Source organism: Sphingobacterium sp. (genome assembly GCF_039596235.1).
In the GTDB taxonomy this organism is placed as follows: Bacteria; Bacteroidota; Bacteroidia; order Sphingobacteriales; family Sphingobacteriaceae; genus Sphingobacterium.
Genome location: NZ_JBCNKE010000002.1, coordinates 420,917 through 440,837, shown reverse-complemented (window position 1 = coordinate 440,837; position 19,921 = coordinate 420,917). Strand labels below are relative to the sequence as shown.

Sequence of the window (19,921 nt, the reverse complement as noted above, 5' to 3'; positions counted from 1 at the left end):
AACAGAAAATAAAAGGCAATAAAAAACCCGAATAATCTTCGGGCTTTTTTCATTTCGTAACGAATACGTTATAGGTGAAGAAAAGCACGAAGAATGCTTTCAGCAAATCCATTTGCTGCAAAAGCGCTTTTTGTTTTAATCCTGGAGACCAACATAATTCTTCGTCTTTAAATTGTTTTAAAATTAATATCAAGGGCAAAGATAAGCAAGATCAACTCACTTTTCAAAATTTTATTTTGCATTAAAAGGCAATGGATCTTTCAACAAGAACGTATATTCAAGCACCTGTCCTGCTCTTTCAATCTTAAATTTAATTTCTTTACCTTCCTCTGATTTGAAAAGGGTATGGATCGTTTCGAGGGAATAGGATGATGCCGATCGCCCATTGATTTTCAACACCTTATCCTCAGGTTGTAATCCAGCGATTGCGGCAGGTGAATCTGCCCGGACAGTTGCGATTTTATACATGTTTTTCAGGACAAAGCGATACTGCACACTGTTATCCATTCGGATCTCAGTTCCACCATCTTTCTTTAAATAAACAGGGACCTCCTCTTTCTCATATTTTATACCATCGTGTATAATTTCGAGACCACTCATGTTTAAGTAATAAAATTTATCAAAGTTTCTGTTTTTAAGAAGATAAACGGCATTGTTGGGATAGTCGAAAATTACTTTAAACCTACGCAGCAGTTCGTTTCCAACAGAACCGATGCGCTCATTGACAAAAGTTGCATGCTGGGTTGAGCTCAATTCCGGATAGGCCACTAGTGGATAATTCATCTTAAATGGCCCCAGTTCCAAGGATTTGATGCGGTTTCTTTTTCCATAGATCTCGCCATTAAATCCCTGTCCAATATAATCATCGATAAAAGGTGGTTTGATCGTAAAATTATTTAATTTGGAAGGGATTAACATCAAGGCATCACTATTGCCCATATCGATCAGTACACGCCCTTCAATGTCTGCGGAATCCTGATTAAAAGCAACAGGAATATAAGGCCTACTGTTCAAAATATCAAGCGGGATACGATGCATTTTAGCGAGCCCCTTGGGATCCTCGCCCTTCTGATATACAGTGATTCTATGTTTCAAAAAATCCATTTCAACAACATGATCACTAAAAAAACGACTTCCCATAATGCCGTTTACTTCAACGCCTATTCGGGTAGAAATATCAATATGAGCATTCTTAAGGATATAGATAGGCTGGTCATTATCTTCATAAACATCGGCTACGCTAACGCTGTTGTTCACGGACAAATAACCGTCCAAGCCTTCGTCCTTACCCAGGCCTTGAAATTTATTCACGAAAACGGCACTATCAATCGATTTCAGAGTCTCTCCAAATATCATGGTCTCTTTGACGCCTGTGTCCAACAGGAAATTCATGGCAAAACCATTGACCTTTACGGGGATGATTACCAAGTTATGCACAAACAGAAATGGGAACTTAGCTTTCTTTTTTTCTTTCAGAACAAAACGGTCTTGTCCCCATGCAAAAAAGCAACAGAATAAAGCGAAAGATAAAAATACTGCTTTCATCCAAGTTTATATTTGGTATTTCCAATTTAAACAAGAATTTTCATAATAAAAAAGGTTTATGCAAAAAAAGACCGTATACATCTTTCTCTCCATTTAACTCCCCTCTATTCGGACCTGCTTCCCTCCTTACTTGAGGCAACATACCACTTGCCTTGCTATTTCTATGCCTTTTTATTGGTATCTTATTGGTGTTTTATTGCTACAATACCAAAGAAACAGCAATAAAACACCAACGAATAAGCAAGGAAATACCAAAGGAATACCAAGGCAATCCCAAAGAAAGAGCCTACAAAAGGCAAAGAAACGGCAATAAACAAGCAAAGAATAAGCAGAGAAAAGAGGCACTATTTGGCTTTAAAGTTTGTGATTGTTCTTCCATCTTAAGCAGACAGGCCGTCCAAGAAGCCAAAAACAATACGATATGCAAACATATTCACCCGTAAAAAAATCCCGCTCTACTTGCGTAAAGAGGGATTTTGTACCCGGAGCCGGAGTCGAACCGGCACGGTTTCCCACTGGTGTTTGAGACCAGCGCGTCTACCAATTCCGCCATCCGGGCATATCCGTTTGGGATGATGCAAAAGTAGGCTTTTTATTGAAAAAGAGAAAACTTTTTGAACAAATTTCCGCTCAAAATCAATAGCACACTGAAAGACAGTCGAATAATTTTCCGTTAATTACTCAAAAAGCTTGCTTTAACCGTTATATTCGCTGTTTTCTTTCGTGAAGTGGTATTAAAAGCTCCCCCTGAAGAGTACTCCTCATTATCATTTTGCCCAGTTATCTGAAAAATACCCAAATCAGCTTTCACCAAACTACCTAAACCAGCATTCGATTCCTTAGCAATATTATCGGCCCGTTGATGTGCATTTTTGGAAGCCTGTGAGATCAATTCTAATTTCAGGTCTTCCAGTTTTGAGTAATAATAATTTGGTGTACTTGAGCTCAATTCGATTCCTTTCGAAATCAACGTTGATATTTCTCTGGAAGCATTGTCCACCTTATTGAGATCCTTGGATTCCACACTTACTGTTTGTGATAGGGTGTAGCCTGAGAATGTATTATAACCGTTTCCTTTGCCGTCAGTATGATATTCAAAATCCTTGGCAATATTCACGGCCTCAAAACGAATTTCATCGACTTTAATGCCCTGCTGAACTAGAAAGTCGCGTACCAGGTCACGATCTGTTGCCAATTGTGCTGAGGCTGCACTTAATTCAAAATTCTTTCTACTGAATGTTGCATTCCATTTTACCAAATCAGATTCAAAATCCTTTTTCGCATTGCCATTAACAGTAATCGTCTGCGTAGATTTAAATTTATACCGATATGCACTGCCCAAAATCCATGCAGTAAATAACACAGCTATACCTAGGATAACAGAAACAATAATAGATGGTGATTTCATAATCAGTTTTTTATATTTACGTAACAATGAATATACCAAAAAATCAACGTTTTTTTATTTTTTATGGATAAATTGCAGCAAAAAGAATTTAAACATGAACAAGAAAAATATCTGTATTCCATTCTGTTTCCTTGCGAGCTTAGCTGTACACGCACAAAAGAAACCCTTGGATCATACGGTATATGATGGCTGGCAAAGCATTTCATCTCCCTATATCAGTAAATCCGGCAAATTTGTCCTTTTTCAGGTCTCTCCGCAAGAAGGCGATAGTCAACTTTATTTAAAAACAAAAGAAAATAAAGAATTGATCCAGATTCCACGGGGCTATAATGGAAAATTGACCGATTCAGAAAATCATTTGATCAGTTTAATCAAAGCGCCATTTGCCGTAACACGTGAAGCAAAAATAAAAAAGAAAAAAACAGAGGATTTACCTAAAGATTCTTTGGCAATCTACAATTTGACCAGCTCTTCGCTTGTTAAATTTGCACAGATCAAATCTTATAAAGTAGCGGAGCAAAACAACAATTTTATTTCTTTTCTATTTGATAAACAAGTGGACGAGAAGCTAGATGCATCTAAAAAACCAGCCGACTCTACACAAAACAAGAAAAATAACACGGACAAAAAGAAAAAAACGGTAGCGACATTAGCGTTATACGATCTCAATTCCGGAGATTCGGTCCAATTCTCTTCCGTAGATCAATATGAGTGGAACAAAAATGGGACTAAGCTTGTCTTTTCAAAGAAAACGGATACCAAAGACAGCCTATCCAAAGAATCGGGTGTTTATTTATACGATATCGCCACCAAAAACCTAAAAAAAATATCGACCGGAAAAGGAGATTACAAAAATTTCAGTTTCGATGAAACGGGTAATCAACTGGCTTACCTAGGTGATCTATCCAAGGAAAAAGCACTGGTTAAAAACTATAATCTCTATTACTATACCCATGGTCTAGATACCGCGCAGTACCTGGCCACCAAAAATAGTGCTGGTATTCCTAAAAATTGGGCGGTCAGCGGAGATGGAAATATCCGGTTCAGCAAAAACGGTGAAAAACTTTTCTTTGGTATCGCACCTATACCCCGTGTCAAAGACACCACCCTAGTCGATTTTGAGCATGCTAAAGTCGATGTATGGAGCTGGCAGGACGACTATTTGCAGCCTATGCAATTGGTTAACCTGAAAAAAGATCTTTCCAAAAATTTCTTGGCGGTTACCTATCCCAAAAATAATCGTACCGTTATTCCGTTGACAGATGAAACCTTTAATTCGACAGCTCTGACACCGGATGGAAATGCTGAGTATATATTGGCCCGCACAGATTTTGGTAAACGGATTGAAAGCCAATGGAAGGGTGACACAAAAGAAGATATCTATCTGGTCTCGACAAGAACCGGTCAACGGGAATTGATTCTCTCCAATTTCTCTGGAAATGTAGTCCTTAGTCCGGATGCAAAATATGTCGTTTATTTCGACGAAGAAAAAGGGACCTGGAATTCCTACCACGTCAGTTCCAAAAGAAAGGTGGTCTTAAATGAAGGCATTCCCGCATCCTTCGCCGATGAGGAGAACGATATGCCTACCGCCGCCCAGGCCTACGGAATGGCGGCATGGAGTCCTGATTACAAAGGTGTATACCTCAACTCACGGTATGATATCTGGTATTTTAATCTAGATGGATCCAATAAATCCATTCTCACCAACGGTTATGGCGCGGCCTCTCAAACCACATTACGTTACCTACCTTTACGGCGTGAAGAGGATAGTGATCTACAAGTAACACTGGATTACAAAAAAGGAGGCTTCCTGACCTCATTTGATAATAAAACCAAAGAAGCTGGTTTTTATCAATTCAAGGGGCAGCACAATGATCCAAAAAGCCTTCTTGTAGAGCCGAAGACGTTTAGAAACATCAATGCATCTGCTGACCAGCAGACGATCCTTTATAGCAAGGAAGATTATATCAATTCGCCCAACCTGTATATCAATAGTATCAGGTTCAAGGACGAAACACAACTGTCTACTATTAATAAACAACAGGCAAACTATAACTGGGGGACCGCCGAGCTTGTGCATTGGACCACACCTGCTGGCCATCAGGCTGAAGGCATTCTTTATAAACCCGAAAATTTTGATCCCGCAAAAAAATACCCGATCATTGCTTATTTCTATGAAAAGCTGTCAGATGGCCTATATACCTACCAGCCCCCAGCTCCTACTCCTTCGCGGCTCAATATCCCTTATTTCGTGAGCAACGAGTATTTGGTATTTGCGCCAAATATCAGTTACGAAACTGGGCATCCCGGAAAATCTGCCGAGGAGTATATCAATTCAGGTATGCGTTATTTAGCACAAAACCCCTGGGTAGACAGCACCAAAATGGGTATTCAGGGACAAAGCTGGGGTGGCTATCAGGTCGCTCACCTGATCACACGTACCAATATGTATGCTGCGGCATGGACCGGAGCACCGGTGGTTAATATGACTTCTGCTTATGGCGGGATACGCTGGCAATCGGGGATGTCGCGTCAATTCCAATACGAACATACACAAAGCCGCATAGGTAAAACCTTATGGGAGGCGCCCGAACTTTATCTGGAAAACTCGCCGCTGTTCCATTTAAACAACGTAAATACACCTGTTGTTATTATGGCCAATGACAACGACGGTGCTGTGCCATGGTACCAGGGGATCGAAATGTTTACAGCATTGCGCCGGTTAAACAAACCGGTCTGGATGCTGAACTATAATGGCGATGAACATAATCTGATCCAACGGCAAAACAGGAAAGACATACAGGTTCGCGAACAGCAGTTCTTCGATCACTACCTAAAAGGTGCTCCAGCAGCAAATTGGCTAAAAAAAGGAGTACCGGCCACCTTAAAAGGAATAGACTGGGGATTGGATTACAACTAAAAACACTCAAAATGGGTCAATTTTATAAAATCGACCCATTTTTTTTACCCAAAAATCATTATCAAACACATATTTTTCAAAAAAAATCAAAAAAAATTTCAGTTTTCCGTAAAAACACGATATTTTTGAAAAACAAAATCAACAAAACTGTAATTTAATTATAAAATACAAATGTCGAACCTAAGATTCAAAGCAGTAGAGGCAGCGGGCTCACGCCAGATTGCACAATTTGAAAAAGTTGAAACTAAAAAAGCAACTGACATCTACGGAAAGAACGTTTTTTCCGTAAACAAAATGAAAGACTACCTTCCTAAAAACTCATACAAGGAGTTAGTTGCATCCATTGAAGAGGGACAGATTATTTCAAGAGATTTAGCTGAGCACATTTCTCAGGCAATGAAAACTTGGGCACTTAATCATGGCGTTTCCCACTATACACACTGGTTTCAACCACTGACAGGTTCGACAGCTGAAAAACACGATGCTTTTTTCGAGCCGGATGAAAATGGCGAAGCAATCGAAAAATTCACTGCTGACGCCTTAGTTCAACAAGAACCAGATGCTTCATCCTTCCCAAATGGCGGTATCCGTAACACTTTCGAAGCGCGTGGTTATACTGCTTGGGATCCTTCATCACCAGCATTTATCTACGAAACCGGTGCCGGAAAAACACTTTGTATCCCTACAGTATTTGTTTCCTACACAGGTGAATCATTAGATTATAAAGCACCTTTATTAAAAGCAATCAATGCTGTTGATAAAGCTGCAACCGAAGTAGCACAATATTTTGACAAGTCTATCACGAAAGTAAACGCTTCTCTTGGTATTGAGCAAGAGTATTTCTTAGTTGACCTTTCTTTATACAATGCCCGCCCTGACCTTCAATTGACTGGACGTACTTTATTCGGCCACATGTCAGCCAAAGGCCAACAATTGGAAGACCATTATTTCGGCGCGATTCCAGAGCGTGTGTTAGCCTACATGGTTGATCTAGAAAATGAAGCGTTAAAATTAGGTATTCCATTAAAAACACGTCACAATGAGGTGGCACCATCTCAGTTTGAGTGTGCGCCAATGTACGAAGAAATCAACTTGGCAATTGACCACAACCAATTGTTGATGAACGTTATGGAGCAAGTTGCTTTGAGACATAACTTCAAAGTATTATTACATGAAAAACCATATTCTGGTGTAAACGGCTCTGGAAAACACAACAACTGGTCTTTGATTACCAATACTGGTGTCAACCTATTGTCTCCGGGCAAAACGCCTAAAAATAACCTGATGTTCCTGACATTCTTTGTCAATACCATCAAAGCTGTTTTTGAAAACGCTGATTTAATGCGTGCATCTATTGCTAGTGCAAGCAACGACCACCGTTTAGGCGCAAACGAAGCTCCTCCAGCGATTATCTCGATCTTCTTAGGTTCTCAATTGGATGAATTACTAGAAGAAGTGGAATCAGCTCGTGTTGCCAAGAAAGTAAAAGCTGAAGCGAACTTGTGGCACGGTATCCCTAAAGTTCCGGAATTGAAATTGGATAACACGGACCGTAACCGTACTTCACCTTTCGCATTTACGGGTAATAAGTTTGAGTTCCGTGCGGTAGGTTCTTCTGCCAACTCTGCCCTACCAATGACGGTATTAAATGCCATTGTTGCTGCACAATTGATTGAGTTCAAAGCAGAAGTTGATAAACAAATCAAAAAAGGCACGAAAAAAGATCTTGCAATCTTAAATGTTGTGCGTAAATACATCAAAGATTCAAAAGCAATCCGTTTTGAAGGTAATGGATACAGCGAAGAGTGGGAAAAAGAAGCAGCAGCACGCGGCCTTTCCAACATCAAATCGACTCCTAAGGCACTAGACGTCTATGTAAAAGAAGAGTCTTTGGCTTTATTTGAATCCTTAGGCATCTATACAAAACGCGAATCAGAAGCTCGTCATGAAATCTTATTGGAGAACTTCTACAAAAAACTTCAAATCGAGGCTCGTGTTATCGAAGAGATGGTCAACAACCAGATTGCACCAGCATGTTTTAGCTATCAAAACGAATTGATCGAAAATGTGAAAGGCCTGAAAGACCTAGGTCTGGCTCAAGCTGCATTCAGCTCACAATTGAATTTCGTAGAACGTATCTCGACACACGTAAACACAATCTTGGAACAAGCGGAAGCCATGCGTCAAGAACGTAAAAAAGCAAACCAAATCGAAGATGTACGTGAACGTTCAATCGCTTATGACGAACTAGTGAAACCATATTTCGATGTGATCCGCTACCATGTCAACAAATTGGAAAAAATCGTTGACGATAAAAAATGGCCTCTTCCAAAATTGAGAGAGATCTTATTCTTAAGCTAATCCTGCTTAGTATACAAACAAGAAGAGCATTCCTACAGGAATGCTCTTCTTGTTTGTATACCGGGATAGCAGTTTAAACGCTCCCCTGTATACAAAGACTATTTCTTTAAGCGATTATCCTCGTCGTTATTCCCCGCTCTTTTATCAAGCGATTTAATATTGACGTTTCCAAAACGGTAAGAAAGCGACAAGCGCACCACTCGACTATCGTATCCGTTACGAATGCGATAATAGCCATTTTCCTGAGCGCTGGACAATCTCCGCTCACCCCTTGTATTTAAGATATCATTCACGGCCAGCTTAACATTCAGTTTTTTATCAAGAAAAGTTTTCCCTGCTCCAACATCGATTCCATAGTAAGATTTAAAACTAAAGACGCCATAGACTGCTGGAGAGAAATAATTGGCAGTTAGCTCCACGTTGGTTGTTTCTCCGATACGGATATCATGATTCGAACTCATTTGAAAAGATAGCTTTTCCAACTGACGCTGAGCCCCCGAGCGTTCGTCAAAATTATATTTGCTATAAAACGCAGTCAGGTTATTGGAAGTAGTCCACCATTTAAGTATTTTAACCGGTATATTGATATTCATATTGTAATAGTCAAAATAGGTCAGGTTCCGGTCAGTCTGCGCAATTGCCTTCGTCTCTGAATTGCTCTCGATTACCTGGGTAATCGCATCGTTCGTTCTCTTATAACCAAGGCTCAACAAATAACGTTCCTTAAAGGTATAATTCAGCTCATAGGAATTTGTATATTGTGGATTCAAATAAGGATTACCATATTGATAGGTATATTGATCCAGGTAGTAGATAAAAGGGTTCAATGCTCCGTAGTCCGGACGGTCTATCCGTCTGCTATAACTAAGACCGAACTTATGATTGTCATTGATCTGTTGCTGTATAAATATTGTCGGAAAGAAATCTGTGTAATTACGTTTTGTACGTTGCCCCAAGGTTACTGAATTGCCCAATGAAGCTGTGTTTTCGATACGGAGTCCAGTTTGTACGGTAAACTTTCCAAAAGACTTATTCAGCGTAACATATGCCGCTGCAATATTTTCATTGTACAAGAACTGATTACTTTGTTTAGTGTTAAGCACAAACTCTCCTGCCTGGTTTTGGTCCTCATAGATCAGGTTATTATCCGTTTTCACGCGACTGTATTTCAGCCCAGCTTCGAGTTTTGTTGTTTTATTAAAAGGGTGGACAAAATCTGTTTTGAACACAAAAATCTTCGTATTGGACAACATGTCGTTGCGAAAAACATTTGGCATTTTGAATTCCTTCCAATCCGGATCTAAGAAACGGTTTTTTACCATGCTATTGTCGTGATTTTTGGAATAGGAATAATCTACATTGGCTGTTAACTCTGTCCCCAATGTATCGAATGTTTTTTTATAATTAAGGTTGTAAGCCAGGTAACGATACGTAAAATCCGAAAAGTTGCTCCCCTGTACCACGGAGTCCAATGTCCCTTTCTGTGAGGCAATCAAATTATCACCCTGCCTTGTCGCGTTGCCGTCACTGACATTACCATTGACGACTAGGCCTAACACCTGTTGTTTGCCGAGATTAAAATCTGCAGCGAATTTAAAGTTATGTGCCCGATAGCGAAATTTCGAATAGGAATCCGAGTTGAAATAAGTTGTTCCTATCGAATCCATGACGGAACGATCGATCGTTAAATCATTAAAGCCCAGACTATTTTGGTAATTATAGGAAGCAAACAGGTTCACCCAATTGTTACGATGATTGATCAGAAAACCACCATCACCTTTGGCATACTTTCCTTGGCCCAGATTCAGGTTTAAGCTCACATTACTACCAAACTGTGTATTTTTTTTGGTTTTGATATTGATAATACCGGCATTTCCAGCAGCATCGTATTTTGCGGGTGGATTAGTAAGTAATTCAATCGAGGTGATCGAATTTGAAGCTGTATTTTCCAATAATCTGGAAACTTCATCTGCGGAGAGATACGTAGGCTTTCCATCAATCATAATAATTACATTACTTTTACCGCGCAGATTTATTTTTTTATTGTCCAAAGTCACACCGGGTACCTTTTGCAGGAGTTCCAATGCATTGTTTCCGGTTGCCAATACACTATTCTCTACATTGAGTACAATTTTATCAATCTGGCTTTCTATTAAAGGCTTCCGGCCAACGACCTGAGCCTCGCCCAAAACCCGTCTTTCCGTCTGCAGGTGAATGGTATCCAAAGCCAGGGCCGCAGCTGTTTTCATCGTGATTTCGGCAGAGCGATAAGTCGTATAACCTACCGCCGAGACTTGAATCACATATGTACCATGAGGTACTTCCACAAACTCAATATCGCCGTTCGCTTTCGATACAGTCCCCTTCAACGGAATGTCCCCAGGACTACGCAATAACAAAATACTGGCAGCACCAAGGGGGAGGTTATCCGGACCAACAACGACAGTATGGAGCTTCCCCCCTCCCGATTGAGCAGAAACAGCTACCCAAGGAGCGACGAGCATTATAATTAGGGACGCGAGCAACAATTTAATTTTCTGTGGTTTCATCATGTAAATCTTTATATCATCAATTAGGGAGTCAACACTCATTTTTTATATGATGACAACAAACCTCGGGTTTTCATTACAGGTTGACCAGCGTTAATAGATAGGCGACCAAAAACAATCGGTAGAACAGCAAATAACCTCGGTAAATGATTTTTCTCGATCTACTTTAAAGCACCATTAAGCGGGCATATTTCGCTAACCGGACCCGCCACGCGGCAGGACCAAAGAGCCAAGCCAATTAAAGCACCTGTTTCAAAATAAAAATTCATAAAAACACATATAATCAAAACAAATAAAATGTATCTATAAAATATTAAGCATAATATTTGTATTTTTGCACAGAAAATTAGTAAACTGATTGATGGGCATCGTATCATTAAAGAAAAGATTCTACCGTATTAATAACCAAATCATGCGATTTATCCAAGGCGAACACAGTGGTGATGCCTTACGCAATGTATCCATCAGTATTTTACCGAGTCTAGCCATCTATTTATTAGGGGCTCCGGCAAGTACCGCCATAGGCATTGGTGTTGGTTCCCTACTGACAACCCTGACTGATCCTCCTGGCAACCGCAAGGATAAATTATCCTCTGCATTGCTGTGCATTCCGACATTCTTTGTGGCAGCATTTCTTACAGCTTATTTATTTCCTTTTCACTGGCCTTTGGTTATTCTCCTTGGTTTAGCCGGATTCAGTTTTACCTTGTACGGTCTGTTCGGTCCGCGGTATGCTGCCATAGGCAACATGACCTTAATTTTAATGAGTTTTGTCATCGGCCTGGCACCTAAAAACCCTTTGGCGGTCGGCTTACAAATCACAACCGGAGCAACGATATACTATTTATTCAGCCTACTACAGGCTTATATAAAACCCTATCGTTCCTTGAAGCACGCGATGGCCAATGGTTTTCAGGGCTTATCTCAATTTTTATTGATCCGTGCCCAGTCTTACGACCCCAGCATCCCATTGGATATTACCTACAGCCGCGTGGGAAAAATTCACGGTCAGATCAGTGAACAGCAAGAACAGATCCGTTCGTTGCTATTCCGGGAGAAAAGAATTATCGGCCATCAATGGCCTAAGAGTAATTATTGGCTGAGTCAGGTTTATGGCCTAATTGATTTACACGAGCTTATTATCGCCCTCGATCATGACTATGACGCTATTCGTAAAAATCTTGCTGACACGGGCAGCCTCCCTGTAATCCGTCGCGCAATAAAGTTGTTGGCCCTAGAAATTGATAGCTTTTCGCAGCCACATAAACGATTTCGTTATGCGCAACAACTGTATTACAATACAATTAAACTGAACGAATGCCTGACTGAGCTGAAAAATATCCAGCTACAGCAAAGTGGTCCAGCAGGCCCAATTCTCCTTTCTATTATTGCCAACATGGAGTCCATTCTTGAGGTGCTTCAACGAATTCAGGTTGCTTTTTATCAAAATCAGGAAATTCAGGATAAGATTGATACCAAAGAATACCAGCAATTTATCAACCGACCATTGGGCAGTCTAGGTGAGATCAAAAATAAACTCCATCTTAAAAATCCATTATTTCGCTTTGCGCTGCGTATGGCTTTACTTTTCGGTGTAGGTGCGTTGATCGGTATCCTGTTCCTGGATTTCAAATACACCTATTGGATTTTGCTTACCATAGCGATTGTCGCTAGACCGGCGTTCTCAATGACCAAAACCCGAAATATCGAGCGAATTGTAGGGACATTTTCGGGTATCTTGATCGGTATTTTCTGTCTGGCATTTTTGGAAAGTATCCCCTTACTACTGAGCTTATCGGCAATCGGGCTTTTCGGATTCTTTTTATTCAACCGTTCCAATTATATGGTCAGTGTTGTTTTTATTACGTTGGCCGTTGTCATTGCCCTGAACTTATTTGAAGGCAATATTAATCTTATTTTGGGCAGCCGTATAGCCTTTACTCTGGTAGGTGCTTTTCTAGCGATTGTAGGATACTTCTTGATTCCGGTGCGCCAAAGTTCAGGTCTGGTCCACTTGGCAAAGGAAGTCGCAAGCTATAACCAGCATTACTTCCAGATGATCAACCAACGTCTCTCGGACAATCTACAGAGCTCCTTTGACATCCGGCTAGCCCGTAAAAAAGCGCAAACAGCAATGGCCCTATTTTCGGATGCCATCAACCAGATGAAGAAAGAACCTGAACATAAATGGGTCGACTGGTCGCACATCCACCATTTTCAGGCACTGTCCTATCGGATCAATTCGCACCTGGTCGGACTTTCTATATCCATCAGCAAAAAGAATGCTGAAGTCCGGAACAACGACATCTATGTCAGAATAGATGAATTAAAACCATTATTGACAGATTTGGATCAAATTGCGGAGCGTATCGCACACAGTAAAAAATAAGCTGCTGCTCCGCCTCTAAAAAACAAATAACTACAAGATTTTCAACTTAGCCTACATTTCCGTAGGCTATTGGGAATATGTACTTGCACACTAGTTTTATTTAAAAAATTGTTTTTCTTTTGCATTAATAGAAAAGAAGTTTATATTTGCAATGTCTTCAGATGAAGATTTCTAATCAACACCTTCCTTAATCAGCAGGTCTTGATTTATAAAGAAGTGGCGAGAGACTGGCTCAATGACCCACTGGCAACCTTCAATTTGGTTGAAAAGGTGCCAAATCCTGTCCAAAGCAATATCGTTTTGGAGCATATAAATGAAATAAGACAATGATTATTACATTACAGAAAACCATCAACAATTTAGGTTTGTTTCAGACAAACCAGCTAACAGGTAAAGAGGCGACACATAGCAATGCCATGTCTATGCGAATGCGCAAGCATACGCACCTTCCAGCTTGTTAAGCATCATTTTCCCCTTTCCCGGATTACGATATTAACAGACCTTTTCAACAGGTGTGTATGCTTTCTTTTATCTCTTTGTTAACATTTTTTTTGAACCCTTAAAATCTGATATATTATGTCTTCCAACAAAAATCTAAAATTCGAAACGCTACAAGTTCATGCCGGCCAAGTGGCAGATCCGACCACAGGATCCAGAGCAGTACCTATATACCAAACATCTTCATTTGTATTTGAGAATGCCGAACATGGAGCCAACCTATTTGCGCTGAAACAATTTGGCAATATCTATACACGGATCATGAATCCCACAACAGATGTTTTTGAGCAACGTATCGCAGCGTTGGAAGGCGGGGTTGCAGCATTAGCTGTTGCTTCGGGTCAGGCTGCACAATTTATCGCATTAAACAATATACTTGAAAACGGAGATAATTTCGTCGCGGGCTCAAATCTATACGGCGGTACATTCAATCAGTTTAAAGTTGCATTCAAACGTCTTGGCATTGAAGCCCGTTTTGCGACAGATGCTGAAGCCGATAAAATTGAAGCACTTATTGACGATAAGACCAAAGCGATTTATGTAGAAACTATCGGCAATCCGAGTTTCAATATACCTGACTTTGAAAAAATTGCGGCTGTTGCCAAAAAATATGATTTACCCTTAATTGTTGACAATACTTTTGGAGCTGGGGGCTATCTCTTCAAACCCTTGGAATACGGTGCACACGTTGTCGTTGAATCCGCAACAAAATGGATCGGTGGTCATGGCACGAGTATTGGTGGCGTCATTGTGGACGGTGGAAATTACAATTGGGGCAATGGAAAATATCCGCAATTCTCGGAACCATCCGAAGGTTACCACGGCCTGGTATTCTCAGAAGTATTTGGGGAAAAAGGACCATTTGGTAATATTCAATTTGCTATCCGCGCTCGTGTTGAAGGTCTACGGGATTTTGGTCCGGCGCTTTCGCCGTTCAATTCATTCTTGTTACTGCAAGGACTTGAAACCCTCTCTTTACGTGTGCAACGTCATGTGGACAATACCTTAGAGGTTGCCAAATGGCTAGAAGCTCATCCCCAGGTAGAGAAAGTAAATTATCCCGGATTGAAAAGTTCACCAAGCTTTGCCAATGCGCAAAAATATCTCAAAAATGGTTATGGCGCAGTTCTTTCCTTCCAATTGAAAGGTGACGCTGCTCAAAAAGCAAATGCTTTTATCGACAGTCTTGAACTTATCAGCCATCTGGCCAACGTAGGTGATACCAAATCATTGATTATCCACCCATCTGCAACGACTCACCAGCAGCTAAGTGATGCGGATCAGGCAAATGCAGGTGTATTTCCAGGATTGCTACGCCTTTCTGTCGGGATCGAACATATTGACGATATCAAAGCCGATCTACAACAAGCATTCGATAAGATCAAATAATTAGGTAGATTCATTAATTTAAGTGTAATGAGCAGGCATATTTATCAACATCCCACTCCCTTTGTATTTGAAAACGGGAAGGAACTTGTCGATTTACAGATAAGCTACGAAGTATTTGGTGAACTTAATGCTGATCGCAGTAATGTAATCTGGGTCTGTCATGCCCTAACGGCAAATGCGAATGTGTTGGATTGGTGGCCCGGTTTGTTTGGCACAAACGATCTATTTAATCCAAATGATTACTACATCGTATGTGCCAATGTCATTGGATCGGCTTATGGCAGTAGCAATCCCCTATCCATTAATCCGGCCACTGGTCAGCCTTATTACCTATCTTTTCCGGAATTTACGGTAAAAGATCTGGTCAATGCGCATCAGTTGCTGGCGGTACATCTGGATATCAACCAAATTGAAGTTCTAATTGGGGGTTCTCTGGGCGGGCAGCAGGCGCTGGAATGGGCAGCATCCAATACAATCGCCATCAATCAACTCATTGTTGTCGGCACCAATGCGGTACATTCTGCTTGGGGCATTGCGTTTAATGAAAGTCAGCGCTTAGCAATTACGGCAGATCGCACATTCTACGCTAATCATCCCGATGGTGGTAAAAAAGGACTTAAAGTCGCACGCTCGATCGCCTTGTTATCCTATCGCAATTATATCACGTATAAGCATACACAACAGGATGAAGATGACAATAAAATAAACAATTACAAAGCGGCTTCCTATCAAAATTATCAGGGTGAAAAGCTTGTAAAACGCTATAACGCCTATAGCTACTTCTACCTCACAAAGGCGATGGATAGTCACAATTTGGCCCGGGGAAGAAAATCGCTTGAATCAGCCCTTGCCGGGATCCATTGTCCCACATTGGTTTTGGGTGTAAATACAGATATATTATTTCCACCAGATGAGCAGAAATTTATCGCAGCGCATATTCCAAATGCCAGCTATCAAGAAATCGAGTCGAGCTATGGCCACGACGGCTTTCTGATAGAAACAAAAAAACTGACGACTATTATCCATAATTTTTTGGCGAATAAGAAGGCGTATATCAACGAATTAGTATAAGAGAAGTAAACAATAATATAAGAGCACATAAGAAGAGATATGAGTAATAAATTAACGATAGGGATGTTTGGCTTTGGAGTAGTAGGCCAGGGTCTCTACGACATTATCAAAACCAAAAATCTGAATCTGGAAATCAAGAAGTTTGTCATTAAAAATGCAGACAAAAAACGTACACTGCCAGCTGAGCTATTTTCAACGGATGCCGAAGCGATCTTGGGCGATCCCGAAATCAATACTGTTGTCGAACTGATCGATGATGCCGAAGCAGCTTATAAACTAACTGTACGCGCATTGAAATCTGGCAAGAATGTAGTATCTGCCAATAAAAAAATGATTGCCAGTCATCTTGAGGAGCTGGTTGACATTCAACATGAATATGGCACTAGCCTCCTTTATGAGGGGGCTGTCTGTGGGAGTATACCTATTATCCGTAATCTGGAAGAATATTATGACAATGAGCTTTTGCATTCTGTCAGCGGTATTTTTAACGGATCTTCCAACTACATTCTTTCGAAAGTCTTTAATGAAAACCAACAATACGCAGATGCACTGAAAAAAGCCCAGGAACTCGGCTTTGCAGAAACAGACCCTACGCTTGACGTGGGCGGATATGATCCGAAATTTAAGGTCTGTATCGTTGCTTCACATGCTTACGGTATCTATGTTAAACCAGATGACGTGTTTAATATCGGTATCGACAAATTAGGTCAACAGGATATCCGTTTCGCAAAAGAAAAGAATTTTAAAATCAAGCTCATCCCAACGGCCAAAGAGATTGATGGCAATAAGGTTGTACTTTATGTGCTTCCTCGTTTGGTCAGTAAAGAAAGCATGTTGTATAATGTCGAGAATGAAAATAATGGTGTATTGGTCAAAGCAGCTTTTGCAGATGAGCAATTCTTCTATGGCAAAGGTGCCGGCGGTCATCCTACTGGCTCAGCCGTATTGTCGGATATTGCGGCATTACGCTATGGCTACCGTTATGAATATAAAAAGCATTTAGAATCCAGTGCCTTAAATTATAGTCAGGATTATCTGCTTAAAGTCTATGTAAGATACACGGACGATCAACTGATCGAAAAACTAAATTTCAGTGAGATCACCGAAAGATATTACGCAGCAGATTTCAAATATGTTATTGGCTATATCAATCTTCAACAAATTGCAGCTCATAAGGCAGATTTGGACCAAGAAGGCAATTTCATCGCTGAAATCGCGTAGGCAATCAACAAACCAACCTACCATTAAGGGGTGTTCTATAAAAGTTGGACACCCCTATTTTTTTGCGACACATTTTCAGTGGTCTTTTTTTTATTAATCGGGCCTTGGATGGTTAGCTTTTTACTCTTTCGCCGCTAATATACCTCTTCAAGCTAGCGCTTGCTTTTCAGATGCACCGTCATTACTCCACCTTTCACCAATTGTTCGAAAGGAAGCTGCCAACCCTTCCATAGCTTATTATCCAATCTAACCTGACCAACATAAAAGCTGTCCGGATCCTCCTTTTTTACCTGAATTGTAAAATTGTTTTTTCGTAAAGTTTTGGGCAGTTGTATCGTCACTTTATCAAACAGAGGAGCACCTATCTGAAAGGCAGGATTTTCAGTTGTTAAGGCTCTCACATCGAATAAACCGATCCCTGACAGCACGTACCAAGCGCCCAATTGGCCTTGGTCTTCATCCTGTCCATAGCCATAACCGTGTACAGGATCGGTACCATAAAATTCATTTGCAATAGCCCGTACCCATTTTTGGCTGAGGTCGGGTCTTCCTGAAAAATAAAACAACCAGGAAATATGTAAATTGGGCTGATTGCCATGGTTATATAAGCTTGCAAGCCCTGCGAAGGCATCGATATGGGTTCCGCCACCGAAAACATTCTTTTGCGACACTGTAAATATGCTATCCAGGCGCTGATTAAATAGCTCCTTCCCTACAAGCTGAACCAGCTCTTGCGGAACATGGGGAACATAAAACGTATATTGCCAAGCATTTCCTTCCTGAAAACCTCGCCAAGGTTGATAAGGGTTAAAATTTGGAATAAATTTCCCCAAACTGTCTTTTGGTCGCATAAATTTTGTCGACGGATCGTATAGTCCTTTCCAGGCAGATGAAAGTTGATGAAGTTTTCTGTAGTCTGCATCACGTCCGAGTGATTTCGCATATTGCGCTGCAGCAGCGGCCGAAAATGCATATTCTAAGGTATGGGAAGCACCAAAGGGTGATCCAGTGGTTAATAATTCGGGATTACCGGTATCATCTTGGATATAGGGCGAATAACCTTTATCGACAAATACCCCCACATCCAGCTTACCTGCACCCGGAATTCGCCCGCGCGATTCAAGTTCATTTTTACGTACGGCTTCATAGGCGAAATTGGTGTCATAATTCCGGATACCGACATTATATGCTGCAGCAATCGCCAATCCGGTAAAGTTAGTCCCTACGCCGGAGACGTATTTGCTATTGGCAATACCATCGCCCAGCCAGCCTGCATCGCGGTATACCAGAAGTTGGCTTTGTACCCAATCGTTGTAATAATCGGGATAAGCAATCGACCACAGCTGGGTCAGATTCCAAAATGCTCCCCAGATTGCATCTGTATTATAGTGTTGATGCAGGGGCTCTCCTTGGGCATTTAAGGCGATCTGACCGACCGAACCATCATTTTTGGGATAGGCTCCATTGATATCACTGGCAAGCCCACGCCCAAGCAGCGCATGATACAGACCTGTATAAAATTTTATACGGTCCATCTCTTTACCACCTTCCACGAATATCCTTCCCAGCTCGTTGTTCCAAGTATTAAGCGCTTGCGACTTCGCTTGGTCGAATGTCAGGTCTTTTGCCTCCTGACGCAAGTTTATCCGCGCATTATCTACTGAGGTATAAGACAGTCCGGTTTTGATTGTAATGGATTCATCGGCCTTCGTAGCAAATCGCAGAAATACGCCAGATCCTTTTCCCTGAATAGTTTTCTTTTCCTGAAATATCACCGAGTCCTTAAATGTACCATAGGATTTTGGCAACTTGCTGAGCTCGGCAAAGAAATACATCTTTACAGTAGCTCCCTGTTGATATTTCTGAACATAGACCGGATTAGTAACGACATATCCCCATACAAACTGTTTATCATAATTTACTTCGGCGTCCACGACCGGCCCACTTTCCCCCATGACATGGCCAATATCAAATATAATATGAGCTGAATCTGTTTTGGGGAAGGTATAACGATGGAAGCCGACTCTCTTGGTTGCTGTCAGTTCCGCCAAAACTCCATAGTCCTTCAACTTCACCCGATAGTAACCTGCGGTGGCAAATTCATCTTTCTTGTCGAACGACGAACGGTAACCACTTTGTGGCTGATCCAGTTTACCCGGAACCGTTCTGAGCTGTCCGACCGAAGGCGCAAAGGTAATCCCACCGACCTGAAATTCATGAAAATTAGCGAAGCCTTCGATTGAGCTGTGCCTATCATCATAGCCCACCGCATCCCAACCGGACTTATTACCATAGCTACCATTGGTGCTTGGCGCTAATTTCGCCATACCAAAAGGCACTGCCGCAGGTGTGTAAAAAAAATAGCGGCTGTGGACAGATCCAATATTCGGTTTTACGAGCCTGGTTAAATCAATCTGCTGTTGTCCTTGCGTATAGTTCACACTAAAGAGCAGGCAGAAAAAATAAATGATGAGATGCTTTACCATTATTATCAATTAGGTTTAAAAACAAATTTACGAAAAATAAACTATGTATAAACATGAAGACAAAAATTAGTAAAAAAGTCA

At 40.9% G+C, this 19,921-nt stretch carries 11 protein-coding genes, 1 tRNA gene and 1 riboswitch; of the genes, 7 read left to right on the top strand and 5 right to left on the bottom strand.

Annotation, left to right across the window (positions count from 1 at the left end):
- Positions 1-231: 231 nt before the first annotated feature.
- The 3 genes from ABDW32_RS06010 to ABDW32_RS06000 form a co-directional block, all read right to left on the bottom strand.
- On the bottom strand, positions 232-1,545 hold the full coding sequence (locus tag ABDW32_RS06010) for a PDZ domain-containing protein (protein WP_343560423.1): 1,314 nt from the start codon (positions 1,543-1,545) through the stop codon (positions 232-234).
- Positions 1,546-2,024: 479 nt separating this feature from the next.
- Positions 2,025-2,104, bottom strand: a tRNA-Leu gene (locus ABDW32_RS06005).
- 114 nt (positions 2,105-2,218) lie between these two features.
- Positions 2,219-2,953, bottom strand: coding sequence for an SIMPL domain-containing protein (locus ABDW32_RS06000; protein WP_343560421.1), 735 nt, complete (start codon positions 2,951-2,953; stop codon positions 2,219-2,221).
- A 94-nt stretch (positions 2,954-3,047) separates the two neighbouring features.
- On the opposite strand from ABDW32_RS06000, the gene ABDW32_RS05995 reads away from it, so the two are divergent.
- Complete coding sequence (locus ABDW32_RS05995; protein ID WP_343560419.1) at positions 3,048-5,876, top strand: prolyl oligopeptidase family serine peptidase; 2,829 nt, start codon at positions 3,048-3,050, stop codon at positions 5,874-5,876.
- A gap of 171 nt (positions 5,877-6,047) precedes the next feature.
- On the top strand, positions 6,048-8,237 hold the full coding sequence (locus ABDW32_RS05990; RefSeq protein ID WP_343560417.1) for a glutamine synthetase III: 2,190 nt from the start codon (positions 6,048-6,050) through the stop codon (positions 8,235-8,237).
- 98 nt (positions 8,238-8,335) lie between these two features.
- Here the strand turns inward: ABDW32_RS05990 and ABDW32_RS05985 are convergent, their stop codons facing one another.
- Positions 8,336-10,789, bottom strand: a complete 2,454-nt coding sequence (locus ABDW32_RS05985) for an outer membrane beta-barrel protein (protein ID WP_343560414.1) — start codon at positions 10,787-10,789, stop codon at positions 8,336-8,338.
- A 409-nt stretch (positions 10,790-11,198) separates the two neighbouring features.
- Between ABDW32_RS05985 and ABDW32_RS05980 the strand changes: the two genes are divergently transcribed.
- The 5 genes from ABDW32_RS05980 (at position 11,199) to ABDW32_RS05960 (ending at position 17,354) form a co-directional block, all read left to right on the top strand.
- Positions 11,199-13,175: an FUSC family membrane protein gene (locus ABDW32_RS05980; RefSeq protein ID WP_343560412.1), complete on the top strand. Its 1,977-nt coding sequence runs from the start codon at positions 11,199-11,201 to the stop codon at positions 13,173-13,175.
- Positions 13,176-13,378: 203 nt separating this feature from the next.
- Positions 13,379-13,491: riboswitch (SAM riboswitch) on the top strand.
- 10 nt (positions 13,492-13,501) lie between these two features.
- Positions 13,502-13,636, top strand: a complete 135-nt coding sequence (locus ABDW32_RS05975; RefSeq protein WP_343560410.1) for a hypothetical protein — start codon at positions 13,502-13,504, stop codon at positions 13,634-13,636.
- A 115-nt stretch (positions 13,637-13,751) separates the two neighbouring features.
- Positions 13,752-15,062 (top strand): O-acetylhomoserine aminocarboxypropyltransferase/cysteine synthase, encoded by a 1,311-nt coding sequence (locus ABDW32_RS05970; RefSeq protein WP_223579432.1) that lies wholly within the window; start codon positions 13,752-13,754, stop codon positions 15,060-15,062.
- A 27-nt stretch (positions 15,063-15,089) separates the two neighbouring features.
- The gene (gene metX / locus ABDW32_RS05965; RefSeq protein ID WP_343560405.1) at positions 15,090-16,133 is read left to right on the top strand and encodes a homoserine O-acetyltransferase; all 1,044 of its coding nucleotides are present in this window, start codon (positions 15,090-15,092) and stop codon (positions 16,131-16,133) included.
- 39 nt (positions 16,134-16,172) lie between these two features.
- Positions 16,173-17,354: a homoserine dehydrogenase gene (locus ABDW32_RS05960; protein ID WP_343560403.1), complete on the top strand. Its 1,182-nt coding sequence runs from the start codon at positions 16,173-16,175 to the stop codon at positions 17,352-17,354.
- A gap of 152 nt (positions 17,355-17,506) precedes the next feature.
- Here ABDW32_RS05960 and ABDW32_RS05955 read toward each other — a convergent pair whose 3' ends face one another.
- Positions 17,507-19,840, bottom strand: coding sequence for a GH92 family glycosyl hydrolase (locus ABDW32_RS05955; protein WP_343560402.1), 2,334 nt, complete (start codon positions 19,838-19,840; stop codon positions 17,507-17,509).
- Positions 19,841-19,921: the final 81 nt, after the last annotated feature.

Coding starts and splice junctions, on each gene's coding strand:
- ABDW32_RS05975 (WP_343560410.1), top strand. CDS start 13,502: ATGATTATTACATTACAGAAAACCATCAACAATTTAGGTTTGTTTCAG.
- metX (WP_343560405.1), top strand. CDS start 15,090: ATGAGCAGGCATATTTATCAACATCCCACTCCCTTTGTATTTGAAAAC.
- ABDW32_RS05980 (WP_343560412.1), top strand. CDS start 11,199: ATGCGATTTATCCAAGGCGAACACAGTGGTGATGCCTTACGCAATGTA.
- ABDW32_RS05960 (WP_343560403.1), top strand. CDS start 16,173: ATGAGTAATAAATTAACGATAGGGATGTTTGGCTTTGGAGTAGTAGGC.
- ABDW32_RS05955 (WP_343560402.1), bottom strand. CDS start 19,840: ATGGTAAAGCATCTCATCATTTATTTTTTCTGCCTGCTCTTTAGTGTG.
- ABDW32_RS05970 (WP_223579432.1), top strand. CDS start 13,752: ATGTCTTCCAACAAAAATCTAAAATTCGAAACGCTACAAGTTCATGCC.
- ABDW32_RS06010 (WP_343560423.1), bottom strand. CDS start 1,545: ATGAAAGCAGTATTTTTATCTTTCGCTTTATTCTGTTGCTTTTTTGCA.
- ABDW32_RS05995 (WP_343560419.1), top strand. CDS start 3,048: ATGAACAAGAAAAATATCTGTATTCCATTCTGTTTCCTTGCGAGCTTA.
- ABDW32_RS05990 (WP_343560417.1), top strand. CDS start 6,048: ATGTCGAACCTAAGATTCAAAGCAGTAGAGGCAGCGGGCTCACGCCAG.
- ABDW32_RS05985 (WP_343560414.1), bottom strand. CDS start 10,789: ATGATGAAACCACAGAAAATTAAATTGTTGCTCGCGTCCCTAATTATA.
- ABDW32_RS06000 (WP_343560421.1), bottom strand. CDS start 2,953: ATGAAATCACCATCTATTATTGTTTCTGTTATCCTAGGTATAGCTGTG.